Annotated in this window: 19 protein-coding genes and 1 riboswitch; of the genes, 11 read left to right on the top strand and 8 right to left on the bottom strand. The window is 71.0% G+C overall.

Annotation, left to right across the window (positions count from 1 at the left end; genetic code table 11):
* On the bottom strand, nucleotides 1-381 hold the full coding sequence (locus ACFVXK_RS01055; RefSeq protein WP_389609130.1) for a phage holin family protein: 381 nt from the start codon (nucleotides 379-381) through the stop codon (nucleotides 1-3).
* A 93-nt stretch (nucleotides 382-474) separates the two neighbouring features.
* Between ACFVXK_RS01055 and ACFVXK_RS01050 the strand changes: the two genes are divergently transcribed.
* The 4 genes from ACFVXK_RS01050 (at nucleotide 475) to ACFVXK_RS01035 (ending at nucleotide 2661) form a co-directional block, all read left to right on the top strand.
* A complete protein-coding gene (locus ACFVXK_RS01050; protein WP_045945408.1) occupies nucleotides 475-792 on the top strand; it encodes a cupin domain-containing protein in 318 nt (105 codons plus the stop codon).
* A 177-nt stretch (nucleotides 793-969) separates the two neighbouring features.
* Entirely contained in the window at nucleotides 970-1188 is a 219-nt protein-coding gene (locus ACFVXK_RS01045) for a DUF5326 family protein (protein ID WP_358891674.1), read from the top strand.
* A 152-nt stretch (nucleotides 1189-1340) separates the two neighbouring features.
* Nucleotides 1341-2111: an IclR family transcriptional regulator gene (locus tag ACFVXK_RS01040; RefSeq protein ID WP_389609128.1), complete on the top strand. Its 771-nt coding sequence runs from the start codon at nucleotides 1341-1343 to the stop codon at nucleotides 2109-2111.
* A gap of 97 nt (nucleotides 2112-2208) precedes the next feature.
* On the top strand, nucleotides 2209-2661 hold the full coding sequence (locus ACFVXK_RS01035; protein WP_389609126.1) for an SsgA family sporulation/cell division regulator: 453 nt from the start codon (nucleotides 2209-2211) through the stop codon (nucleotides 2659-2661).
* Between the two features lie 32 nt (nucleotides 2662-2693).
* Here the strand turns inward: ACFVXK_RS01035 and ACFVXK_RS01030 are convergent, their stop codons facing one another.
* Entirely contained in the window at nucleotides 2694-4139 is a 1446-nt protein-coding gene (locus tag ACFVXK_RS01030; RefSeq protein WP_389609124.1) for a YibE/F family protein, read from the bottom strand.
* Nucleotides 4140-4178: 39 nt separating this feature from the next.
* A riboswitch (TPP riboswitch) is annotated at nucleotides 4179-4323 on the top strand.
* On the opposite strand from ACFVXK_RS01030, the gene thiC reads away from it, so the two are divergent.
* A complete protein-coding gene (gene thiC / locus ACFVXK_RS01025) occupies nucleotides 4318-6105 on the top strand; it encodes a phosphomethylpyrimidine synthase ThiC (protein WP_389609122.1) in 1788 nt (595 codons plus the stop codon). It overlaps the preceding riboswitch by 6 nt.
* A gap of 75 nt (nucleotides 6106-6180) precedes the next feature.
* Here thiC and ACFVXK_RS01020 read toward each other — a convergent pair whose 3' ends face one another.
* Nucleotides 6181-7329, bottom strand: a complete 1149-nt coding sequence (locus ACFVXK_RS01020) for a glycosyltransferase (RefSeq protein ID WP_389609121.1) — start codon at nucleotides 7327-7329, stop codon at nucleotides 6181-6183.
* Between the two features lie 1383 nt (nucleotides 7330-8712).
* Between ACFVXK_RS01020 and ACFVXK_RS01015 the strand changes: the two genes are divergently transcribed.
* The gene (locus tag ACFVXK_RS01015; RefSeq protein ID WP_389609119.1) at nucleotides 8713-9045 is read left to right on the top strand and encodes a hypothetical protein; all 333 of its coding nucleotides are present in this window, start codon (nucleotides 8713-8715) and stop codon (nucleotides 9043-9045) included.
* 12 nt (nucleotides 9046-9057) lie between these two features.
* Here the strand turns inward: ACFVXK_RS01015 and ACFVXK_RS01010 are convergent, their stop codons facing one another.
* The 3 genes from ACFVXK_RS01010 to ACFVXK_RS01000 all read right to left on the bottom strand — a co-directional run bounded on the left by ACFVXK_RS01010 (nucleotide 9058) and on the right by ACFVXK_RS01000 (nucleotide 12551).
* The gene (locus ACFVXK_RS01010) at nucleotides 9058-9888 is read right to left on the bottom strand and encodes a hypothetical protein (protein ID WP_389609117.1); all 831 of its coding nucleotides are present in this window, start codon (nucleotides 9886-9888) and stop codon (nucleotides 9058-9060) included.
* Between the two features lie 149 nt (nucleotides 9889-10037).
* The gene (locus tag ACFVXK_RS01005; protein ID WP_389609193.1) at nucleotides 10038-11219 is read right to left on the bottom strand and encodes a metallophosphoesterase; all 1182 of its coding nucleotides are present in this window, start codon (nucleotides 11217-11219) and stop codon (nucleotides 10038-10040) included.
* Nucleotides 11220-11435: 216 nt separating this feature from the next.
* Nucleotides 11436-12551: a LacI family DNA-binding transcriptional regulator gene (locus ACFVXK_RS01000; RefSeq protein WP_389609115.1), complete on the bottom strand. Its 1116-nt coding sequence runs from the start codon at nucleotides 12549-12551 to the stop codon at nucleotides 11436-11438.
* Nucleotides 12552-12913: 362 nt separating this feature from the next.
* Here ACFVXK_RS01000 and hisC point away from each other — a divergent pair, with 362 nt between their 5' ends.
* Nucleotides 12914-13993, top strand: a complete 1080-nt coding sequence (hisC, locus tag ACFVXK_RS00995) for a histidinol-phosphate transaminase (RefSeq protein WP_389609113.1) — start codon at nucleotides 12914-12916, stop codon at nucleotides 13991-13993.
* A 22-nt stretch (nucleotides 13994-14015) separates the two neighbouring features.
* On the opposite strand, the gene ACFVXK_RS00990 is transcribed toward hisC, so the two are convergent.
* Nucleotides 14016-14384, bottom strand: a complete 369-nt coding sequence (locus ACFVXK_RS00990) for a cyclophilin-like fold protein (protein ID WP_389609111.1) — start codon at nucleotides 14382-14384, stop codon at nucleotides 14016-14018.
* A 215-nt stretch (nucleotides 14385-14599) separates the two neighbouring features.
* Between ACFVXK_RS00990 and ACFVXK_RS00985 the strand changes: the two genes are divergently transcribed.
* The 4 genes from ACFVXK_RS00985 to ACFVXK_RS00970 are packed head-to-tail and all read left to right on the top strand — an operon-like array spanning nucleotide 14600 to nucleotide 22484.
* A complete protein-coding gene (locus ACFVXK_RS00985; protein WP_389609110.1) occupies nucleotides 14600-16105 on the top strand; it encodes a cytochrome ubiquinol oxidase subunit I in 1506 nt (501 codons plus the stop codon).
* 18 nt (nucleotides 16106-16123) lie between these two features.
* Complete coding sequence (gene cydB / locus ACFVXK_RS00980) at nucleotides 16124-17125, top strand: cytochrome d ubiquinol oxidase subunit II (RefSeq protein WP_389609108.1); 1002 nt, start codon at nucleotides 16124-16126, stop codon at nucleotides 17123-17125.
* 45 nt (nucleotides 17126-17170) lie between these two features.
* On the top strand, nucleotides 17171-20710 hold the full coding sequence (cydD, locus tag ACFVXK_RS00975; RefSeq protein WP_389609106.1) for a thiol reductant ABC exporter subunit CydD: 3540 nt from the start codon (nucleotides 17171-17173) through the stop codon (nucleotides 20708-20710).
* Between the two features lie 37 nt (nucleotides 20711-20747).
* Nucleotides 20748-22484 (top strand): GAF domain-containing sensor histidine kinase, encoded by a 1737-nt coding sequence (locus tag ACFVXK_RS00970; RefSeq protein WP_389609104.1) that lies wholly within the window; start codon nucleotides 20748-20750, stop codon nucleotides 22482-22484.
* Nucleotides 22485-22510: 26 nt separating this feature from the next.
* Here the strand turns inward: ACFVXK_RS00970 and ACFVXK_RS00965 are convergent, their stop codons facing one another.
* Entirely contained in the window at nucleotides 22511-23392 is an 882-nt protein-coding gene (locus ACFVXK_RS00965) for a Cof-type HAD-IIB family hydrolase (protein ID WP_358891519.1), read from the bottom strand.
* Nucleotides 23393-23419: the final 27 nt, after the last annotated feature.

Here is a 23419-nt window from a genome sequence, read left to right as displayed (position 1 = left end):
CTAGTCCTTGTCGGGCAGGGCCAGGTTCAGGGCCCAGGAGACGACGGAGATGATCAGGCCGCCGAGGACGGCGGTCCAGAAGCCGTCGACGTGGAAGCTGAGGTGGAGCTGCTTGGCCACCCAGGAGGTCAGCAGCAGCATGAGGGCGTTCACCACGAGGGTGAACAGACCCAGGGTGAGGATGAACAGCGGGATGGAGAGCAGCTTCACCACGGGCTTGACGATGAGGTTGACCAGGCCGAAGACGAGGGCGACCAGGATCAGCGTCAGCGTGCGGCGGCCCAGGCTGCTGCCGTCGTCGAGGGTGATGCCCTCGAGCAGCCAGATGGCGACGGCCAGGGCCCCCGCGTTGGCGAGCGTCTTGACTACGAAATTCGTCATGTGTCTGATCGTGGCAGAGAACATCCGGGCCGGGCATCGGCAGATCAGCGGATCCCGCGGCACCACTGGGCAAGGGCAAGGGGCACAACGGACATGAAGGCCTTCCGGCTGGACGAGCTCGAAGCGGAACGAGCTGCCAACGACGGCGCCTACCTGCAGTTCCTGCGTGAGCGGAACATGTCGGTCGGGCTCTATTCGCTGGACGCGGGACAGAGCGACCCGCAGCAGCCGCACCGTCAGGACGAGGTGTACTTCGTGGTGAGCGGCCGCGCCTCGATCACGGTCGGGGAGGAGACGACGACGGTGGCGAACGGCAGCGTCGTCTACGTACCGGCCGGTGTGCCGCACAAGTTCCACCACATCACCGAACCGCTGAAGGTGCTGGTGGTCTTCTCCCCGCCGGAGGGCTGACCGCCGTCGTACTGAGGGTCGTCCCCCTGATCCCCCTAGGGGTCGGGTCAGGGGGTTCCGGGGGCTCACGGGCCCCCGTCCCGTCTTCGCGGCTCCTAAGCTCGAGACCAAGGAAGACGCCAGGGACACCGCCTGGGGCGCCGGTGAGGACGAGGAAGAGGTAAGGACATGGACGGGATCCGAGCGATGTTCGCGGGCATGCCGTGGTGGGTCAAGTGGGTCGCCGTTCCGCTGCTGGCGCTCTTCGTCTTCGGCGGCGTCATCACCACGATCATCGGCACGCTGATCGGCTTCGCCTTCAAGGTGCTGCTGTTCGCGGCCCTGGTCGGCGGCCTGATCTTCGTGGTCAAGAAGTTCACCGGCAGCGGCGCGAAGAGCTCCTCCAGCGACTGGTAGGCCGCGCCGTGCCCGTACGGGCATTGCGCCAGGCGGGCGAACCTGACCCGCCAAACCTCTCATCCCGTGGCAATCGGTGGATAGGCTGGCAATCCGTGCCGTTCCTGGGCGCCGGCGGGCCCCCGGGCCCGCCGCCACGCCTGGGGGTGAGTGTGTCTCCGGTCCACAATGCCGGTGTGCCGACGCTGATCGGCTCGGTGCAGAGGGCGCTGCGGCTACTGGAAGCGGCGGGCTCCCATAGTGGGGGAGCCCCGGCGAAACAGCTGGCGCGCGAGGCCGGGCTCCCGCTCCCCACCGCGTACCACCTGCTGCGCACCCTGACGCACGAGGGCTATCTGCGCCGGGAGGGCGGGGTCTTCGTCCTCGGCGAGGCGGCCGCCAGGCTGGGGCACGGGGGACTTCAGCAGAAACGTCGCAGCATGATCCTCGACTCGCTCGCGCACTTCCGCGACGTGGTCGGGGCCCCGGTCTACTTCGCGGTCTACCGCGAGGGGGAGATCGAGGTCGTGGGTGTCTCGGACACCCCGGCGAACCCGGCCTGCGAGGAATGGGCCGACTTCCGCGCCACCGCGCACGCGCACGCCATCGGGCAGTGCCTGCTGGGGCAGTTGGACGAGAAGACGCGCAGGGACTACTACGACCGTCACCCGGTCGAGGGCATCACGCCGTACACCGTGCGGGACATGCGCACGCTGGAGGAGCGGATCGGCTCCCTGGAGCGGATGCAGCCGGTGACCGAGCGTCAGGAGTACGCCCTGGGCACCGTGTGCGCGGCCATCCCGATCACGGCCGGCGACGCTGCCGCGACCATGGCCATTTCTCTACCTGTGCACCAGGAATCCCGCTTGCTCTATGTAGTCGATCGACTACGGAGTGAAGTAGGCGCGCTGTTGAGCACCCTCTCCTTCTCTATCAGTATCTGAAAACTCACTCCTTGTGATCTGCTTGCGCTTCCACCACCCTTGTCAAGAGGGCCCTGGGGGTTCATTCCTGGCCACTTCCACTACAGCGGGGTAGGCAATGCGCGAGTCGGTACAGGCAGAGGTCATGATGAGCTTCCTCGTTTCCGAGGAGCTCGCGTTCCGGATCCCGGTGGAACTCCGGTACGACGCCAAGGACCCCTACGCCGTACGCCTGACCTTCCACCTTCCCGGAGACGCCCCCGTGACCTGGGCGTTCGGCCGGGAGCTGCTACTCGACGGGATCAACAGGCCGTGCGGTGACGGCGACGTGCACATCGCCCCCACCGAACCGGGCGAGCTCTCGGACGTCCACATCCGCCTCCAGGTGGGCGGCGACCGGGCCCTGTTCCGGGCCGGCGCGGCTCCGCTCGTGGCCTTCCTCGACCGGACCGACCGGATCGTTCCCCTCGGTCAGGAGCGCAGCCTCGGCGACTTCGAGGAGACCCTCGACGAGGAGCTCGGCAGGATCCTCGCCGAGGCGCAGCAGCAGAACGAACAGAACGCGGGCTGAAGTACCCGCCCGCGGGGTCCGCTCGCCGGCCCTCAGCGCTTGCGCCGCCGCCCCCGGCCTCCGCGGGCCGGCGGCGCGCCCGGTACGGGAGCGGCCGCGGCGGGGCCGGGCCGGTCCGCGGACACCACGAGCGCGGCCAGCGCCGTGGTCACGGGGACGGAGGCGACGAGCCCGATCGAACCCACCAGGGTGCGTACGATCTCCTCCGCCACCAGCTCGCTGTTGGCCACGGTTCCCATGCTGCTGTTCGCGATGGAGAACAGCAGCAGCAGGGGCAACGCCGCACCCGCGTAGGCCAGTACGAGCGTGTTGACCACGGACGCGATGTGGTCGCGCCCGATCCGGATGGCCGCCCGGTACAGGGCGCGCGGGCCCATCTTCGGGTCCGCCTGGTGGAGTTCCCAGACGGCCGAGGTCTGGGTGACCGTCACGTCGTCGAGGACGCCGAGCGATCCGATGATCACGCCTGCGAGCAGCAAGCCGCTCATGTCGATGTCCGGGTAGAGCCCGTGGATCAGCCCGGTGTTGTCGTCCGTGTTCCCGCTCAGGAACGCCCAGTCGATGAACAGCGAGCCCAGCAGGCCGATCAGCAGCAGCGAGACCAGCGTGCCGAGGACGGCGACCGAGGTGCGGGCGGTCAGGCCGTGGCACATGTAGAGGGCGATCAGCATGATCGCGCTGGCCCCGACGACCGCGACGACCAAGGGGTTCGAGCCCTGGAGGATCGCCGGGAGGATGAACAGGGTCAGCACCCCGAAGCTGACCACGAGCGCGATGAGCGCGAACAGCCCGCGCATCCGGCCGACGACCACCACCGCGACCGCGAAGATGCCCGCGAGCAGGGCCATCGGGAACTTCCGGTTCAGGTCGATCACGGAGTACTGGAGCTCGCGCGGCGCATCCGGTGCATAGGCGACCACCACCTCCTGGCCCTTCGCCAACTGCCGCGGCGCGCCGGGCTGGACGATCTCGAAGAAGACGCGGCCCTTGTCCGGCCCGGTGCCCACCTCGACGGTCGCCCGCTTGCACGCACCGCCCGGCGCCGCCTGCGCCGCGCCTCCGGGGGCGGTGGGGTTGCCGGAAGCGGGGACCTGCGCGGCGTTCACCGACTTGCAGTCGATGCCGGCGAGCGCGACCACCTTGCCCTGCTGCGTCTGGCGGTCGAAGCCCACCCCGGTGCGCTCGTGGGCGGGGGCTCCGCCGGGCCACAGGACCACCAGACCGACGAAGACGGCGGCGGCGAAGGGGATCAGTACGGCGGAGATCACCCGGCGCAGGTGCTTGGACACCGGGGCGGCGGGGCCGTGACCGTGCCCGTGGGAATGTCCGTGGCCGTGCGCATGCCCGGGTGGGCCCCCGGCCGCGTGCCCGTGGGACGCGTGCTCGTGACCGGAGTGGTCAGGGGGCTCTGTGGGCTCGGTGGGGGGCGGTGGCGAGGTCGTCACCGGCCGATCATCGCAAGAGATGAGGGGGCCCACTGTTCAGCACGCCACAGATGACGCTAGCGTGGGGGCTACTTTGCACAACGCGGGAGCTCGGAGCACCGGGCTGAGAGGGCGCTGATCACCGTACGCGCAGCAGATTGCGTACGGGAGGAGGCTGCGTCGACCGCCGAACCTGTTACCGGGTAATGCCGGCGTAGGGAGATCAGGTCTCATGACCATTCAGGACGCACGCACGCCTGCCGCCGGCGAGAACGCCGACGGCCAGACCGAGCGCCAGCCCGGCTGGCACAAGGGATACCTGGCGGGTTCCCGCCCCGACATCCGGGTGCCGGTCCGCCAGGTCCACCTCACCAACGGCAAGGACGTCACGCTCTACGACACGTCCGGTCCGTACACCGATCCGCAGATCGAGACGGACGTCCGCCGGGGCCTGCCGCCGCTGCGCGAGAACTGGATCATCGGGCGCGGTGACACCGAGGAGTACGCGGGCCGGCCCGTGCGCCCCGAGGACGACGGGATCAAGCACACCTCGCCTCGCGGGGGCCTCAAGAACCTCGACGCGGTCTTCCCCGGCCGCCCGCGCCTGCCGCGCCGCGGCCGCGGCGGCCAGGCCGTCACGCAGCTCGCGTACGCCCGGCGGGGCGAGATCACCCCGGAGATGGAGTACGTCGCGATCCGCGAGAACGTCTCCCCGGAGGTCGTGCGCGAGGAGATCGCCGCAGGTCGTGCGGTGCTCCCGGCCAACGTGAACCACCCGGAGATCGAGCCGATGATCATCGGCAAGCGGTTCCTGGTGAAGGTCAACGCCAACATCGGCAACTCGGCCGTCACCTCCTCCATCGAGGAGGAGGTCGACAAGATGACCTGGGCCACCAAGTGGGGCGCGGACACGGTCATGGACCTCTCGACCGGCCGCAACATCCACACCACCCGCGAGTGGGTCCTGCGCAACTCCCCCGTCCCGATCGGCACCGTGCCGCTCTACCAGGCGCTGGAGAAGGTCGACGGCCGGGCCGAGGACCTCACCTGGGAGATCTACAAGGACACGGTCATCGAGCAGGCCGAGCAGGGCGTCGACTACATGACGGTCCACGCCGGCGTGCTGCTGCCGTACGTGCCGCTGACGGCCCGCCGCAAGACCGGCATCGTCTCGCGCGGCGGCTCGATCATGGCCGCCTGGTGCCTGGCGCACCACAAGGAGAACTTCCTCTACACGAACTTCGAGGAGCTCTGCGAGATCCTCGCGACGTACGACGTCACGTACTCGCTGGGCGACGGCCTGCGCCCCGGCTCCATCGCGGACGCCAACGACGCGGCCCAGTTCGCGGAGCTGAAGACGCTGGGCGAGCTCAACACGATCGCCAAGCGCCACAACGTCCAGACGATGATCGAGGGCCCGGGCCACGTCCCGATGCACAAGATCAAGGAGAACATCGACCTCCAGCAGGAGATCTGCGAGGAGGCGCCGTTCTACACGCTCGGCCCGCTCACCACGGACGTCGCGCCCGCGTACGACCACATCACCTCCGGCATCGGTGCCGCGATGATCGCCTGGTGGGGCACCGCGATGCTCTGCTACGTGACGCCCAAGGAGCACCTGGGCCTGCCCAACCGTGACGACGTGAAGACCGGCGTCATCACGTACAAGATCGCGGCGCACGCGGCGGACCTGGCCAAGGGCCACCCCGGTGCCCAGGAGTGGGACGACGCCCTCTCGGACGCGCGGTTCGAGTTCCGCTGGGAGGACCAGTTCAACCTGGCCCTCGACCCGGACACGGCCCGTGAGTTCCACGACGAGACCCTCCCGGCCGAGCCGGCCAAGACCGCGCACTTCTGCTCCATGTGCGGTCCGAAGTTCTGCTCGATGAAGATCTCGCAGGACATCCGTCGTGAGCACGGCGGTGACCTGAAGGCCGAGGAGATCGAGGCCGGCATGGCGGAGAAGTCCGCCGAATTCGCCGCCTCGGGCAACCGCGTCTACCTGCCGCTGGCGGACTGACCCGGCCGGACGGGCCGTCCCGCGACATCATGGGGGGAGTCGCGGGACGCGCCCGCTGATCGGGCGGGTCGTGGGTCAGGCCGATGCCGGTGATGTTTCACGTGAAACGGTTGGTTTCACGTGAAACACTGCCGGGCCCAGCTTCTTCCGGGCGAAGTCCAGGTTTCCGGAGACGCGCTCGCGGTGCTCGTCGGGCAGCTTGCCCTCGCTCAGCAGACGCTCGCAGCACTCCAGGGACTCCTGGTACTCGCCGACCCAGTAGGCGGCGATGGCGAGTTCGTCGAGGGCGCGCCATTCGTGCCAGGCGTACTCCACGAACAGGACGTCCTTCGGGTAGGGGATCCGTTCGGCCTGCTTGGCGAACATGTAGGCCAGCGGCCACCGCTCCTCCACGCGGCAGAGGCCGGCGAGGTCCCCGATCGCCTCGGCGCGCGAGGGGCGGCTCTCGAATGCCCGCAGGTAGCGGTCCATCACCTCGGCAGCGGGCCGGCCCAGGCTAGCGGCAGCTCGTGCGGCGTAGACCCGCGCGAGGTAGGTCTCCTCGTAGAAGCCGACCATGGCCGCCCGGCGGTCGTAGGCGGAGAGGGACTTCTCCGGCTCGCCCGCGTCGCGCCAGCTCTGTCCGAGGTAGAACATGTAGCGGGCGTTCTCGGGCTCTTTGACCAGCCCCTGTTCGAGCACCGCGGCGTCGCGCAGGTACTTCTGCCGCTGGCCGCCCTCGCGGAGCCGGGCGCCTCCGCCGATGCTGAGGATGTGGGCGCCCCCGAGCGTTCCGAGGCTGTACTCGCCGCCGCAGTCGATGTACTCGTGGAGCACGCCGACGTATCGCCAGGGCCGCCGGGTGGAGACGAGTGCCGCCCGGTAGTGGACGATCGGGCCGTCGTGCAGGGCGATCCGGTACGCGTCGAGGGTCAGCTCGGGCATCCGGAACCCGGGCTCCGTCTCCATCGTGTCGTCGGCGTCGATGAACAGCAGGTAGTCGGCACGGTCGCGGGCGAGTTCGATGGCCTCGGTGCGGCTGCCGTCGAACCCCTTCCAGGGGCGTTCGTAGAGGGCGCCCGGGAGGTCTCCGAAGCAGTCCCGGATGACGTCCTGGGTACCGTCGGTCGAGCCGGTGTCCACGATCACCCAGGTGTCGATCAGTGGGCGTACCGAATCGAGGCACTTCCGGATGGTGGGGGCTTCGTCCTTGACGATCATGTTCAGGCAGACTTTTGGTCTCATGGGTCCCGTCCGCTGGTGTGGGCCGTACGGTCTCGCGGCCGGCCGGGTCGGCTGGATCGTCGGGGACTTTAGGGAGCGGGGCCGCGGTGTCGGAGGGTGGCGCGCCGGGAAAGTCCCAGTTGGCCCGATTGGCGGCATTAGCTCAGCCGAGGCGCTGACAGCAGGGGTGGCGTCGGGGGCGTCACGTGGAGATCAGCGCCCCCGGAGGGAGGCTCGACCCGCGACCGGAGCCGACGGACGGCTCGGGTGCGAGTCACTCTGCTGAAGGAGCGCTCTATGAGTCGTGAGCACCGGGCCAAGGCCGTGCTTCTCGGTCCCCTGCCAAGGAGCCGGGCCTGGCTGGCGGGAGGGGCCCTGGCCTCGCTCTCCCTCGTCCTGGCCGGTGTCGTCAGCCCGGCGGCCGCCATGACGCGGCAGGCCGGTCCGGCGGTGGCCACGGTCCGCCAGGCGGCGGGCGGCGGTGGCGGCGAGGACCACTGCAAGGAGAAGCCGAACCACCACGGCGACGACGAGGGCCGCCCGGAGGGCCGGTCGGCCACCGCTTCCCGCAACGGCGGCGACCGGGACGACGACAAGTGCCGAGGCCCCCGGGGCCCGCGCGGCCCCCGGGGCCCGAAGGGCGACACGGGCCCGACCGGCCCGACCGGTCCCACGGGCGCTACGGGTCCCACGGGCGCGACGGGTGCCACGGGTGCGACCGGGGCGACCGGTGCCACGGGCGCGACGGGTGCCACAGGTGCGACGGGTGCCACGGGCGCGACCGGTGCGAGCGGCGCCACGGGCGCGACCGGGGCGACCGGCGCGACTGGTGCGACCGGCGCCACGGGTTCTACCGGGCCTTCCGGGCCCACGGGTGCCACTGGCGCGACGGGCGCGACGGGCGCGACGGGCGCGACGGGCGCGACGGGTGCGACGGGTTCTACTGGGACTTCCGGGCCCACCGGCCCCACAGGTGCGACGGGGGCCACGGGTGCGACGGGGGCCACCGGCGCTACGGGCCCCACCGGACCTACAGGGCCTACGGGCGCGACCGGTGCGACTGGCGCGACGGGTGCGACCGGCGCCACAGGTGCGACCGGTGCGACGGGGGCCACCGGCGCTACGGGCCCCACCGGACCTACTGGGCCAACGGGCGCTACGGGCGCTACGGGCGCGACCGGTGCGACCGGTGCGACCGGCGCCACCGGTGCCACCGGTGCGACCGGCGCCACGGGTGCGACGGGGGCCACCGGCGCTACGGGTGCGACCGGCGCACCCGGCCCCTGTAGCGACGTCGACGCCTACAACCCGGACAACTCCGAAGAGGTCAAGGCGATCCTGAGCAACGGGACCGCGTTCGTCGGCATTCGCCGTCTGAGCCCCACCATCAGCGACTACGCCTGGGTGAACCTGACCACATCGACCACGAACTTCCCGGTCACCGCCTGCGCCATCTCCGTCGCCGACCAGTCGAACTCGGGCGGTTCGGTCTCGGTCGAGGTGCTGACCACGACGAACCAGTTGTGGGAGATCACCTGCTCCAGGCAGAACAACATGGGCAACCGCACCCTGGTGTGTCCCAACGCCTGGACGCAGAACATGTCGTACCCGCCGACCCTCATGCAGCGGAACTTCAAGAACAAGCCGGCCCTCGCGGCCTCCCCGGGCCACCCGGTCAACACGCTCCGACCGGAGCACGAGGACAGGCCGGCCCGCGCGGCCGCGCCGCAGAGGTGACCGTCCGACCCCTCAGTCCGGACGCTGCTCCGGACCGCCGAAGTCCGGGCTGGTGAAGTCCGGGCTGGAGTAGCCGGGCCGCGCGCCCGGTGCGCCGTCGGACGGGCTGCTGAAGTCGGGCCGGGTGTATCCCAGCTGGGGGATGCGCCCGGCCCCCGGCGTCCGGGGCACGGGGTAGCCCGTCCCGGCGGTGGGGTCGGCCAGCGCGTCACGCAGGAACGGCATGATGCCCCGCTCCAGCAGCGCGTTGCGCCAGGCCTCCCGGGCCCGCGCGAGATCGTCCGGTATCGGCACGCTCTCCTCCGCGGCCACTTCCGTGGAGCTGTTGCGGAGCGCCGCCACCAGGAGCGAGACCACCGCGAAGACGAGCGCGACCACGGTGAGCCCGCCGAACAGCCAGCCGGCCGTCAGCATCGTCCGTGCGAAGGCGGGTTCGGGGTCGATGGCCTTCAGGCAGTAGCCCACCAGCAGGAAAATCAGCATGGCGGTGCCCGCCAGTACCGGGGCGAGGACGGCCACCACGGCGCTCACGCCCGCGCCCCCGCCGTCGCCCTGCCCGTCGCCGCCATCGGCGGTGTATTCGTCGGTGTTCGCGCGGCCCGACAGGACCTCGTCGCGCAGTTCCTCCCGGACCTTCACGTAGTGGGCGTACTCGGCGGCCGCGGCGGCGGTCAGGAGTGCGATGGCGCTCAGGGCCATCGTGCGCAGCTGTTCGGCGTTCAGCCGTTCGCCGAGGGCGGCGAGTTCGGGCCGTTCGTCCGCCGTGCGCAGTGCCTCGTCGAGGAGGCGGTCGAACTCGGGTCGGTCTTCGGTGAGCAGGTGCGGACCGCTGGTCATGTGCATCCCCCGATGCTCCGTACGAGCCGGTTTGCCCGCGTAGAACCGGGCGCCGGCCCGAAACGGAGGAGAGCCTGCTACGGACAGGGCGATGGTAGAGCGCCCCGGCCATGGGGTGACAGGGACTTTCGGGAAATACCCCGCTCAGTGAACGCTCAGTCGCGCAGCGGCAGTTGTTGGACCAGCAGTTTGCCCGCCATCGTCACGCCGCCGTCCATCGCGATGGCCAGTCCGTCCGCGTACACGTGCGGTCCGTCAACGGCCTCCGGCCCGTGCGCCTCGTCGCCGTCCTCGGTGCCCACCTCGCCGAGCAGGTACGGGATGGGGCTGTGGCCGTGGACGACGCGGCTGCCGCCGTAGGTGCCCAGCAGCTGGCGCACGGCCTGCGGGCCCATCTCCTCGTCGCGGAAGGCGAAGCGCTTGGTGAACTTCCGGAACAGGTCCCACGTGATGTCGGCGTCGTGCCGGTTGAGCAGTTCGTGGATGGTGTCGTTGACGTCCTCGATGGAGTCGCCGTAGTCCAGGTAGGCGGTGGTGTCGGAGTGCAGCAGCAGGTGCCCGTCCGCCAGTGTGGCCGCGTCCAGCCGGGACATCCACTGCAGGTGGACGTCCTCGAGGCGCTCCATGTCGGCGCGCTGACCGCCGTTGAGCAGCCAGGCGGCCTGGAAGGTGGCCGTGCCGGCGCCGGAGTTCACGGGCGTGTCGCCGAACCGCTTCGCGCCGATGAGCAGCAGCTCGTGATTGCCCATCAGGGCCTTGCAGTAGCCCCCGGCCGCGGCGGCCTCCGCGGACAGGCGCATGACGAGGTCGATGACGCCGATGCCGTCGGGGCCACGGTCGGTGAAGTCGCCGAGGAACCAGATCCGGGCGTTGCCGGCGGACCAGTGGCAGTCGGCGTCGATCAGGTTCTGCGCCTGGAGCTCGTGGATGAGCTCGTCGAGGTACCCGTGGACGTCGCCCACGACGTAGAGAGGGCCGGGACCGGCGCCCGGGGCCTCCTGCGGGACGTACTGGACCTGGACGGTGTCACCGGGCCCGCCCATCGCGCCGCGCCCGATGACGGGCAGGTCGCGCTGGGTCGGGGTGTAGCCGTCGAGGCCGTCCTCGGGCCCGGCGGCGGGGAACTCCGGATGCGCGGCCTCGCCCGTGCGCTGCTGCGGAACGGTCTCCGGGGTGTAGTACGCGGGGTACTCGCCGTACACGGGCGTCTCCCCGGGCAGGCCGGCGGACACGGCGTACGGCGCGGGTTCGTTGACGGGCACCCGGAAGTCCCGCAGCGTGTCCGTCCGCATCGCGGGTCCCTGACCGGCCCCCTGAGTCATCGACCCCTCCACCACCGTCGCGCTGCCGTACACCTGCGGACCCTGCGCACCTCTGGGGCGGAGGGTCCGTGATGTCGTGCGCCCATCATAGGAATGCGGCTCGCGCTCTGTGACGCACCAGGGGTGGTGAATCCTGGGCGGAACCAAACCTTCCTGCCGTTTTCGCCCGATATAGGGGTTGTTGAAATCGTCGGCGGGGCCGTTGGCCCCGCCGATCTGGCGGTCAGGTGGTCAGTCCTGGGAGGGCGAGCGCGGTGGGCTGACGGTGGTCCGGGGGGTTCTGCGCTGTGAGGACGTGCGGATGATCAGCTCGGTCGGGACGACCTGTTCGACGGGACGTCCCGTGTCGACCCCCTCGATCGCGTCGATCAGCAGCTGGACGACGGCCGTCCCGATGCGGCGCGGCTTGAGGGAGAGGGTGGTGATGGGCGGCTCGGTGTTCGCGTAGACGGTGGACTCGCTGCAGCAGACCAGGAGCAGGTCCTCGGGGACCCGCAGCCCGTAGCGGCGGGCGGCGGCGAGGAGGTCGGTGCCGTTCGGGTCGAAGAGGCCGTAGACGGCGTCGGGACGGTCGGGCCGGGCCAGGAGCCGGTCGGCGGCGACGGCGCCGGCGCAGGGGTCGTGTGCGGGGTAGGACTCGTACACCGGGTCCTGGCCGACGCGTTCGCACCAGCTGAGGTAGGCGGTCGTGGAGAGGCGGGTGTAGGTGTCCGTGGTGGTGCCGGTCAGCAGCCCGATGCGGCGGGCCCCGGCGGCGGCGAGGTGGTCGAGCAGGCCCAGCACGGCGGCCTCGTGGTCGTTGTCGACCCAGGCGGTCACGGGGAGGGTTCCGGCGGGCCGGCCGTCGGAGACCACGGGCAGGCCCTGGCGGACGAGCTCGCTGACCACCGGATCGTGGTCCGAGGGGTCGATGACGACGGTGCCGTCGAGGGCCACGTTGGACCAGACGTCGTGCCGGGAGGTGGCCGGGAGGATGACGAGGGCGTAGCCGCGGGCGAGGGCGGCGGAGGTCGCGGCCCGCGCCATCTCGGCGAAGTAGGCGAATTCGGTGAAGGTGAAAGGTTCATCCCCGTACGTCGTCACGGTCAGGCCGATGAGGCCCGACTTTCCGGTACGGAGGGTTCGGGCGGCGGCGGAGGGCCGGTAGCCCAGCCGGTCGGCCACCTCGCGGACGTGGCGGCGGGTGGCGTCCGGCAGCCGCCCCTTGCCATTGAGCGCGTCGGAGACGGTTGTGATGGACACGCCCGCCGCGGCGGCCACGTCCCTGATGCCGGCGCGGCCCTGTCGCCCGCCGACCCGCCGGGTGGTCTCGGCCCGGCTCACGTGATGCTTCCCTGCTGCTGTCATGGCGAGCCGATAGTAGGGCTCGGAGGGGTGGGCGGTTCAGGTGCATATGCACGGGTTGACAGGCACGATTCTGCTTGGTTCGCCACCCCCAATGACCTTGGAATTGAAGGTATTTGGTGATTTGAACCAAGGGTGGGGCTTGTCGGCGGGTACGAGCATGCCAAAACGCGGCGGCCCCGGACCGGTCGCAACTCACCTGCACGAGGGACGCGCGCCACGGCGCGGGCCACCGGCGCGCGCATATATGCGCGCGCTCCCCCTGTGTTCCTGGCGCCCGCCATTCTCGGATCGGCGGAATCCTCATAAGGTGAGCAGTATTGAGTCGACGGAGACGTCGACGGGACGGTCGAGGAGGACCTGCGGTGAGCGAGAAGAGCCCGAAGCTGCGCCCCGAGCTGGACGGCATCCCCACCTACAAGCCCGGCAAGCCCGCCGCCGAGGGCGGAGCGGTCGCTTTCAAGCTGTCCTCGAACGAGAACCCCTACCCGCCGCTGCCGGGGGTCCTGGAGACCGCGGTGGCGGCCGCCGGCCGCTTCAACCGCTACCCGGACATGGCCTGCACCGGCCTGGTGAACGAACTGGCGGAACGGTTCGGCGTGCCGGCCGAGCACATCGCCACGGGCACCGGTTCGGTGGGCGTGGCCCAGTCGCTGATCCAGTCGACCGCCGGCCTGGGCGACGAGGTCATGTACGCCTGGCGGTCGTTCGAGGCCTACCCGATCATCACGCAGATCTCCGGCGCCACGTCGGTGCGGGTCCCGCTGACCGACGGCGACGTCCACGACCTGGACGCGATGGCCGCGGCGATCACCGAGCGGACGCGGCTGATCTTCGTTTGCAATCCCAACAACCCGACCGGCACCGCGGTACGCCGGGCCGAGCTGGAGCGGTTCCTGGACCGCGTGCCCTCCGACGTGCTGGTGGTGCTGGACGAGGCCTACCGGGAGTTCGTCCGGGACACCGACGTGCCGGACGGCATCGAGCTCTACCGCGACCGCCCCAACGTCGCCGTGCTGCGTACGTTCTCCAAGGCCTACGGCCTGGCCGGGCTGCGCGTGGGCTTCGCGGTGGCGCACGAGCCGGTCGCGGCGGCGCTGCGCAAGACGGCCGTGCCCTTCGGTGTCAGCCAGCTGGCCCAGGACGCGGCGGTCGCCTCGCTGCGCGCCGAGGACGAGCTGATGGGGCGCGTCGGGGCGCTCGTGTGCGAGCGCAACCGGGTGCACGAGACGCTGCTGGCCCAGGGCTGGACGGTCCCGGACACGCAGGCCAACTTCGTCTGGATGCGGCTGGGGGAGCGGACCGCCGAGTTCGCGGCGGCCTGCGAGAAGGCCGGTGTGGTGGTCCGGCCCTTCGCGGGCGAGGGCCTTCGGGTCACGATCGGTGAGACCGAGGCGAACGACCTCTTCCTGCACACGGCGGAGGCCTTCTTCAAGGAGCTGTGAGCCCGTAAAGGAGCGGTGGTCGTCAGACCAGTTCCACACGGATGGGGTCACCGTCACGGATGGTGGCCAGGAGGCGGGGGTCGCCGTCGAACGAGCCGAGCACGTTGCAGGGGCTCGCCAGGCGGCTCTCGCCTCCGCGCGAGATGGGCGTGGGCCCGTAGGGCAGGGCGAGGGCGTCGCCCTCGGTCCAGAAGGCGACGGTGCCGGGCTCCACGACCTGCCGGGCGTCGTGTTCCAGATCCACGGAGACGCCCGTGTCGAAGTAGACCTCCTCGCCCCAGGTGTTCGCGGAGGCGGAGATCGGGAGGGCCGCCGCCAGCGCCTTGCTGGTCGGGGTCTCGTCGAGGGTTGCGGTGAGCAGGCCCGCAGGCCATGAGATTCGAATCTGCATGGCCACATTCAACAATCTGTTGAATTTCTTGGCTAGGGGTCCGGGGTGGCGCAACCCCCGAAGGGGACCCCGCCCGTTTCCGGCCACCGACGGTAGGACATAATGCTTGTGAATGTGAACGCGTTCACAAGCGTGTCCTGCTTCCTCCCGCTATGGGAGGAACCCGCCAGGCAGACTGCCCGCTGTGACCACGGCGACGACAAGGAGAAGACGACGTGGACCTAGCTTTGGCGCCTGAGACATTGGCGCGCTGGCAGTTCGGCATCACCACCGTCTACCACTTCCTCTTCGTTCCGCTCACGATCTCGCTCGCCGCGCTGACCGCCGGCCTGCAGACCGCCTGGGTGCGGACCGAGAAGGAGAAATACCTCAGAGCCACGAAGTTCTGGGGCAAGCTTTTCTTGATCAATATCGCGATGGGTGTGGTCACCGGCATCGTGCAGGAGTTCCAGTTCGGCATGAACTGGTCGAACTACTCGCGGTTCGTGGGAGACATCTTCGGGGCGCCGCTGGCCTTCGAAGCGCTGATCGCCTTCTTCTTCGAGTCGACCTTCATCGGCCTGTGGATCTTCGGCTGGGACAAGCTGCCGAAGAAGATCCACCTGGCCTGCATCTGGATGGTCTCCCTCGGTACCGTCCTGTCCGCGTACTTCATCCTCGCCGCGAACTCGTGGATGCAGCACCCGGTGGGTTACCGGATGAACGAGGAGCGGGGCCGGGCCGAGCTCACCGACTTCTGGCGCGTCCTCACCCAGGACACCGCGCTCACCCAGTTCTTCCACACCATCACGGCCGCCTTCCTGGTCGGCGGCGCCTTCATGGTCGGCATCTCCGCCTTCCACCTCGCGCGCAAGAAGCACATCCCCGTGATGCGCAGCTCGCTGCGGGTCGGCCTGGTCGTCATGATCATCGCCGGTATGGGCACCGCCATCAGCGGCGACATGCTCGGCAAGGTGATGTTCAAGCAGCAGCCCATGAAGATGGCCGCCGCCGAGGCCCTCTGGGACGGCGAGGCCCCCGCGCCCTTCTCCGTCTTCGCCTACGGCGACGTCGACAAGGGCCACAACAAGGTGGCCATAGAGATCCCGGGCGTGCTCTCGTTCCTCGCGAACAGCGACTTCGACTCCTTCGTCCCGGGCATCAACGACGTCAACAAGGCCGAACAGGAGAAGTTCGGCCCCGGTGACTACCGGCCGAACATCCCCGTCGCCTACTGGGGCTTCCGCTGGATGATCGGCTTCGGCATGGCCTCCCTCGGCATCGGCGTGCTGGGGCTGTGGCTGACCCGCAAGCGCTTCCTGCTGCCGCCCGGGCTGCGCACCGCAGAGGACGAGGTCCCCCATCTCGTCCTCTTCAAAAAGGCGCTCAGCCCGCGGTTCGCGCAGCTGTACTGGCTCGTCGCGCTCTGGACCATGTGCTTCCCGCTGCTCGCCAACTCCTGGGGCTGGATCTTCACCGAGATGGGCCGCCAGCCGTGGGTGGTCTACGGGGTGCTGCGCACCAGGGACGCGGTCTCGCCCAACGTCTCGCAGGGTGAGGTGCTCACCTCGATGATCGGCTTCACGCTGCTCTACGCGGTGCTCGCCGTGATCGAGGTCAGGCTGATGGTGAAGTACGTCAAGGCCGGCCCGCCCGAGCTGACGGAGGCCGACCTCAACCCGCCCACCAAGGTCGGCGGGGACGACAAGAACGCCGACCGGCCGATGGCCTTCTCGTACTGAGGCAGGAAGGAGCACACCATGCAGCTTCACGACGTCTGGTTCGTACTCATCGCCGTCCTGTGGACCGGCTACTTCTTCCTGGAGGGCTTCGACTTCGGCATCGGCGTACTCACCAAGCTCCTCGCCCGCGACCGCGCCGAGAAGCGGGTCCTGATCAACACGATCGGCCCCGTCTGGGACGGCAACGAGGTCTGGCTGCTCACCGCGGGCGGTGCCACCTTCGCCGCCTTCCCCGAGTGGTACGCCACGCTCTTCTCCGGCTTCTACCTGCCGCTGCTGCTCATCCTGGTCTGCCTGATCATCCGCGGCGTCGCCTTCGAGTACCGGCACAAGCGGTCCGAGGACAGGTGGCAGACCAATTGGGAACACGCCATCTTCTGGACCTCGCTGATCCCCGCGTTCCTGTGGGGGGTGGCCTTCGCCAACATGGTGCGCGGAGTGAAGATCGACCAGCACATGGAGTACGTCGGAAGCCTCTTCGACCTGCTCAACGTGTACTCGCTCCTCGGCGGGCTGGTCACCCTCACGCTGTTCACCTTCCACGGCGCGGTGTTCGCCTCGCTCAAGACCGTCGGTGACATCCGGGACCGCTCGCGCGCACTGGCCACCCGGCTCGGCGTGGTGACGGCCGTGCTGGCCCTGGCCTTCCTGATCTGGACCCAGGTCTCTCGCGGTGACGGCCGCAGCCTGATCGCCATGGCCGTCGCGGTGATCGCGCTGGTCGCAGCGATCGGTTGCAACCTGGCCGGACGTGAGGGCTGGTCGTTCGCCCTGTCCGGGATCACCATCGCGGCGGCCGTCGCGATGCTCTTCCTGACACTGTTCCCGAACGTCATGCCGTCCTCGCTGGACGCGGCATGGAGCCTCACGGTCACCAACGCCTCGTCCACCCCGTACACCCTGAAGATCATGACCTGGTGCGCCGGTGTGGCGGCCCCGCTGGTGATGCTCTACCAGGGCTGGACGTACTGGGTGTTCCGCAAGCGGATCGGTACGCAGCACATCGCCGACGCGCACTGATCCGCGCGCGTCACCCCGCCCGACCCTGCCGAGGGGATGTTTCACGTGAAACCGATCGACCCGCGCCTGCTCCGGTACGCCCGTTCCACCCGCCTCTTCCTGGGGGCGGTGGTGGCCCTCGGGCTAGCCGGGGCGGGGCTGGTCGTCGGCCAGGCGATGCTGATCGCCGAGATCGTGGTCGGCGCCTTCGAGCGGGGACTCGACGCGGGGGCGCTCCGGACGCCACTGCTGCTGCTCGCGGCGGTGGCGCTCGGGCGCGCCCTGATCGCCTGGCTCACCGAACTGGCAGCGCACCGGGCCGGCGCGGCCGTCAAGTCGGAGCTGCGGGGCCGGCTGCTGGAGCGGGCCGCTGACCTCGGGCCCGGCTGGCTCGGCGGGCAGCGCACCGGTTCGCTAATCTCCCTGGCCACCCGGGGAGTGGACGCGCTCGACGACTACTTCTCCCGCTACCTCCCCCAGCTGGGGCTCGCGGTGGTGGTGCCGGCGGCGGTCCTCGCACGGATCGTCACCGAGGACTGGGTGTCGGCGGCCATCATCGTCGTCACCCTGCCGCTGATCCCGCTGTTCATGATCCTCATCGGCATGGCCACCCAGAGCCGGATGGACCGCCAGTGGCGGCTGCTGTCCCGGCTGTCGGGGCACTTCCTCGACGTGGTGGCGGGGCTGCCGACGCTGAAGGTCTTCGGCCGGGCCAAGGCGCAGGCCGCATCGATCCGCAGGATCACCGACGACTACCGCCAGGCCACGATGCGCACGCTGCGCATCGCCTTCCTCTCCTCCTTCGCCCTCGAACTGCTCGCCACCCTGTCGGTGGCCCTCGTCGCGGTGACCATCGGGATGCGGCTCGTGCACGGCGAACTCGACCTCTACACGGGCCTCGTCATCCTGATCCTCGCGCCGGAGGCCTATCTGCCCCTGCGCCAGGTCGGCGCCCAGTACCACGCGGCCGCCGAAGGACTGGCCGCGGCCGAGGAGATCTTCAGCGTGCTCGAGACACCGGCCCCCGAGGCGGGCGCCGGGGCCCCCGTTCCCGCCGGCGGACCGGTCATCGAGCTCGACGCGGTCGAGGTCCGCCACGAGGGGCGCGCCACCTCCTCCCCCGGGCCCGTGTCCCTGGCCGTCGGGCCGGGCGAGTGCGTGGCGCTCACCGGCCCGAGCGGGGCGGGCAAGTCCACCCTTCTGAACGTGCTGCTCGGGTTCGTCACGCCGACGTCCGGGCGGGTGCGCGTCGGCGGCACCGACCTGGCCGACCTCTCCCTCGAGCAGTGGCGGGAGCAGAACGCCTGGGTGCCGCAGCGGCCGCACCTGTTCGCCGGGACCATCGCCGAGAACGTCCGCCTCGCCCGGCCCGGCGCCGGCGACGAGGCGGTGGAAGCGGCCCTGCGCGACGCCGGGGCCTGGGAGTTCGTCTCGGCCCTGCCGCGCGGGACGCAGACCCCGCTCGGCGAGGGCGGCGCCGGCCTGTCCGCCGGACAGCGCCAGCGGCTGGCCCTGGCCCGGGCCTTCCTCGCGGACCGGCCGGTGCTGCTGCTGGACGAGCCGACGGCGGCACTGGACGGGGAGACCGAGGGCGCCGTCGTGGAAGCCGTACGGCGTCTCGCGGCCGGGCGGACCGTGCTCCTCGTGGTGCACCGGCCGGCACTGCTGGCCGTCGCCGACCGGGTGGTGGCGGTCGGCGAGGGCATCACGGACGGTTCCGGGGAGGGTGCGCTGGCGGTGCCGGCCCCCGGAACCGCCCCGCGCACCTCGGCGGGAATGTCCGACCCCGGTGAGTGGATCCTCGGGGCCGCCCGGGAGCGGACCGACGGCGGGGGCGCGGACTCGGGCGGCGGCGACCCGCTGCGCCGGGTGCGGGCCGTGGCCGCGGCCTGGCAGGGCCGGTTCCGGCTGGGTCTGCTGCTCGGAGCGCTGGCCGTCGGCTGCAGCGTCGGCCTGATGGCCGTGTCCGGGTGGCTGATCTCCCGGGCGTCCGAGCAGCCGCCCGTGCTGTACCTGATGGTGGCCGTCACGGCGACCCGCGCCTTCGGGCTCGGCCGGGCCGTCTTCCGCTACGCCGAGCGCCTGGTGTCGCACGACGCCGTCCTGCGGATGCTCTCCGACCTCAGGGTCGTGGTGTACCGGCGGCTGGAGCGGGTCGCGCCCGCCGGGCTGCGCGAGCAGCGGCGCGGGGACCTGCTCTCCCGGCTGGTGGCCGACGCCGACGCCCTCCAGGACTACTGGCTGCGTTGGCTGCTGCCGGTCGGCACCGCGTTGCTGGTCGGTACCGGCTCGGTGGCTTTCACGGCCTGGCTGCTGCCGGAGGCGGGCCTGGTGCTCGCGGCGGGTCTGCTCGTGGCCGGGGTCGGGGTTCCGCTGGTCAGCGGGGCCTGTGCACGCGGTGCGGAGCGACGGCTCGCGCCCGCCCGGGGCGAGCTCGCCACCCGGGTGGCCGATCTGCTGACGGGTACCGCCGAACTCACCGTCGCCGGGGCCCTCGCCGGCCGGAAGGACCGTGCGCGGGAGGCCGACGGGGTGCTCACCCGGATCGCCTCGCGCGGGGCTGCGGCCGCCGGACTGGGCGGCGGGCTGTCCGCCCTGGTGTGCGGGCTCACCGTGGTGTGCGCCGCGTTCGCCGGTGCGGGGGCCGTGGCGGACGGACGGCTGTCCGGCGTGGCCATGGCGGTGGTGGTACTGACCCCGCTCGCCGCGTTCGAGGCGGTCTCCGGGCTGCCGCTGGCGGTCCAGTACCGCCAGCGGGTGCGGCGCAGCGCCGAGCGGGTGTACGAGGTCATCGACGCGCCCGAGCCCGTCGCCGAACCGGCCGATCCGCAGGAGCCGCCCTCGTCTCCGTTCCCGCTGCGGCTGACGGGACTCGCCGCCCGGCACGGCGGTCAGGAGCGGGACGCCCTGCACGGCTTGGACCTGACCCTGGAGGCCGGTCGGCGCATCGCCGTCATCGGGCCCTCGGGCTCGGGCAAGACCACGCTGGCCCAGGTCCTGCTGCGGTTCCTGGACCCGCGCGACGGCGCCTACACCCTGGGCGGGACGGACGCGCGCACCCTCGACGGCGACGGCGTACGCCGCTTGGTGGGCCTGTGCGCCCAGGACGCCCACATCTTCGACAGTTCGGTACGCGAGAACCTGCGTCTCGCGCGTACCGGCGCGAGCGAGGCGCAGCTGCGGGAAGCGCTCGCCGCGGCCCGGCTGCTGGAGTGGGCCGACGGCCTCCCCGACGGGATCGACACGCTGGTCGGCGAGCACGGGCAGCGGCTCTCGGGCGGCCAGCGCCAGCGCCTCGCCCTGGCTCGGGCCCTGCTCGCGGACTTCCCCGTCCTCGTCCTGGACGAGCCGGCCGAGCACCTGGACCTGGCGACCGCGGACGCCCTGACGGCGGACCTGCTGGCGGCGACCGAGGGCCGGGCCACCGTGCTGATCACCCACCGGCTCGCCGGGCTGGAGGCGGTCGACGAGGTCCTCGTGCTGGACCGGGGAGCGGTCGTGCAGCGGGGGCCGTACGCGGAGCTGGCGGCTGTCGAGGGCCCGCTGCGCGACCTGCTGGAGCGCGAGCGGCGGGCAGGTGCGATTCCGGCCGACTGTACGAGCTGACTTTCCCTCCTAAACGGGACTAACTAGGCTCAAGACCATGTCAGTGGAGGAGTCCCAGGAATCGCCGGAGCCCGCCGGGGAAGTGCAGGACCCGATGGAGGCCGCCACCCGGGCCACCCGCAGCTTGCAGGGGTTGTCCACCGAGCTGACCGCCCGGGTGCCGCAACTGCTGGAGGCCATGCGTTCCGTCGGGACCGGGCTCGAACTGCACTCCACGCTCGACCGGATCTGCGAGACGGCCGCCGAGCTCGCCGACGCCCGCTACGCGGCGATCGGCGTGGTCGACACGGACGGTCCCGGGCTCTCGGACTTCGTGACCTTCGGGCTCGGCCCCGCACAGGCGAGGCGGATCGGCCACCGGCCCGACGGCAAGCGGGGCCTGCTGGGTGCGCTGATCTCCCACCCCGACACCGTGCGGCTCGCCGACCTGACGAAGGATCCCCGCTCGGAGGGCTTCCCCCCGCACCATCCGCCCATGAAGACCTTCCTCGGCGTGCCCATCAGGGTGCAGGGGGAGATCTTCGGCAACCTCTACCTCGCCGAGAAGAACGGCGGCGGCGAGTTCAACGACTACGACGTCCACATGGTCCGCGTCCTGGCCACGGAGGCGGGCATCGCCATCGGCAACGCCCGGCTGTACGAGGCCGCCACCCAGCGGGAGCGCTGGATCGACGGCTCGGTGGCCGTCACGACCGCCCTGCTGTCGGGCGGGGACGCGGACGACGCCCTCGCGGTGGTCGCCGAACAGGCCCGCCACCTCGCCGACTCGGCGGCGGGGATCGTGATGCTGCCGGCGGAGGAGGGCGGGATGGAGATCGTCGCCGTCTCCGCCGACAACCCGGCCACCTCCCTCGGTGTGGTGATCCCCGCCGAGAGTCCGGTGGTCGTCAAACTCCTCCAGGGCGAACCGGTCTTCGTGGAGGACGCCTCCGCGGATCCCCGCATGATCAGCCGGCTCACGAGCCAGTACGGGCCCTGCATGATGCTGCCGCTCCACAGCGGCGGACGGGTGCTGGGGGCGCTCGTCACCCCGCGGGCCCGGGGCAAGAGGCCCTTCACCGAGGCGGAGCGGACCCTGGCCACGCAGTTCGCCTCGCAGGCCGCCCTCGCGCTGATGATGGCCGAGGCGCAGCGCGACCGGGAGCGGCTGGCCGTGTTCGAGGACCGCGACAGGATCGCCCGCGACCTGCACGACCTGGTCATCCAGCGGCTGTTCGCCACCGGGATGATGCTGGAGGGAGCGCAGCGCCGTTCGATCGTTCCGGAGGTCCGTGACGGTGTGGGCAAGGCCGTGGACGAGCTGGACGTGACGATCCAGGAGATCCGCACCGCGATCTTCGCGCTCCAGCAGGGCCCCGCGGAGGCCCCGTCGGGGCTGCGCACCCGTGTCCTGCGGGAGATCAACATGGCCGCCGTGCCGCTCGGTTTCAAGCCCGCGCACCGGTTCATCGGCCCGATCGACGCGGCCGTGGGCGAGCTGGTCGGCAAGAACCTGATCGCGGCCCTGCGCGAGGCCCTGTCGAACGCCTTCCGGCATGCGGACGCGTCCCGGATCGAGGTGGTGGTCGACTCGACCATCAGCCTGGCCGACGGGCGGCCCGGGGTACGGCTGGAGGTCGCCGACGACGGGGTGGGGATCCCGGAGGGCGGACGGCGCAGCGGTCTGCGCAACCTGCGTCGCAGGGCCGAGTCCCTGGGCGGCTCCAGCTGGTACGGCCCCGGTATCGGGGAGGACTCCGGCGGGACCGCCCTGGTGTGGGAGGCCCCGCTCTGAGCCGTCTCCCTGAGGGGCCGGGCGGGTCAGGCGTGCGCGGTGCGTTCGGCGAGGATGCGCTCGATCACGACAGCCACCCCGTCCTCGTTGTTGGCCACGGTGCGGCCGGAGGCGGCCGCGATCACGTCCGGGTGGGCGTTGCCCATCGCGTAGGAGGTTCCTGCCCAGCGCAGCATCTCGACGTCGTTGGGCATGTCGCCGAAGGCGACGACCTCGGCCGGCGAGATACCGCGCTCGGCGCAGCACAGCTCCAGGGTGCTGGCCTTGGACACGCCGAGCTCGCTGATCTCGAGCAGGGCCGTCGGGCTGGAGCGGGTGACGGTTGCGTAGGCCCCGGCGGCCGACCGGGCCAGGGCGAGGAACTCGTCCGGGGCCAGTTCGGCGTGGTGGGCGAGCAGCTTCAGCACCGGAGCGGCGCTGTCGTCCGTCTCCTCGCGCAGCAGCTTCTCGGCGGTGGCGACCGTGGCCCCCGGGTCCTGGAAGAAGGGCGGGTAGGCCGGCTCGTAGTTGATGCCGGTGGTGGTCTCGACCGCGAAGGAGGTTCCGGGGACGGCGGCGCGCAGGGTCTCGACCACCGTGAGCGCTGTGGTCCTGGGAAGGGCCCGTACCTGGACGAACTCCCGGCCGGCGTGCAGGTCGACCACGGCGGCGCCGTTCGCGCAGATCGCCAGGCCGTGCCCGTGCACGTGGTCGCTGACCACGTCCATCCAGCGGGCCGGGCGTCCGGTGACGAAGAAGACCTCGATCCCGGCCTCCTCGGCGGCGGCGAGTGCGGCCACCGTGCGCAGCGAGACGGATTTGTCGTCGCGCAGCAGGGTGCCGTCGAGGTCGGTGGCGATGAGCCGGGGTGCGGGGAAGGGCCCGTCCGGGCGCTGGGGAGCCGAGGTCACGGCTCCATCTTCGCCCATGGGTTCCCCCTCGTTCACCATGATCGA

The organism is Streptomyces sp. NPDC058157 (assembly GCF_042884105.1).
Taxonomy (GTDB): Bacteria; Actinomycetota; Actinomycetes; order Streptomycetales; family Streptomycetaceae; genus Streptomyces.
This window is presented reverse-complemented; position numbering and strand designations above follow the sequence as displayed.

What these genes read in the sequence shown, in the direction of transcription:
- ACFVXK_RS01050 (WP_045945408.1), top strand. Translation starts at nt 475, where the DNA reads ATGAAGGCCTTCCGGCTGGACGAGCTCGAAGCGGAACGAGCTGCCAAC.
- ACFVXK_RS00965 (WP_358891519.1), bottom strand. Translation starts at nt 23,392, where the DNA reads ATGGGCGAAGATGGAGCCGTGACCTCGGCTCCCCAGCGCCCGGACGGG.
- ACFVXK_RS01010 (WP_389609117.1), bottom strand. Translation starts at nt 9,888, where the DNA reads ATGCACATGACCAGCGGTCCGCACCTGCTCACCGAAGACCGACCCGAG.
- cydB (WP_389609108.1), top strand. Translation starts at nt 16,124, where the DNA reads ATGCAGCTTCACGACGTCTGGTTCGTACTCATCGCCGTCCTGTGGACC.
- ACFVXK_RS00970 (WP_389609104.1), top strand. Translation starts at nt 20,748, where the DNA reads ATGTCAGTGGAGGAGTCCCAGGAATCGCCGGAGCCCGCCGGGGAAGTG.
- ACFVXK_RS01000 (WP_389609115.1), bottom strand. Translation starts at nt 12,551, where the DNA reads ATGACAGCAGCAGGGAAGCATCACGTGAGCCGGGCCGAGACCACCCGG.
- ACFVXK_RS01035 (WP_389609126.1), top strand. Translation starts at nt 2,209, where the DNA reads ATGCGCGAGTCGGTACAGGCAGAGGTCATGATGAGCTTCCTCGTTTCC.
- ACFVXK_RS00990 (WP_389609111.1), bottom strand. Translation starts at nt 14,384, where the DNA reads ATGCAGATTCGAATCTCATGGCCTGCGGGCCTGCTCACCGCAACCCTC.
- thiC (WP_389609122.1), top strand. Translation starts at nt 4,318, where the DNA reads ATGACCATTCAGGACGCACGCACGCCTGCCGCCGGCGAGAACGCCGAC.
- ACFVXK_RS01055 (WP_389609130.1), bottom strand. Translation starts at nt 381, where the DNA reads ATGACGAATTTCGTAGTCAAGACGCTCGCCAACGCGGGGGCCCTGGCC.
- ACFVXK_RS01020 (WP_389609121.1), bottom strand. Translation starts at nt 7,329, where the DNA reads ATGAGACCAAAAGTCTGCCTGAACATGATCGTCAAGGACGAAGCCCCC.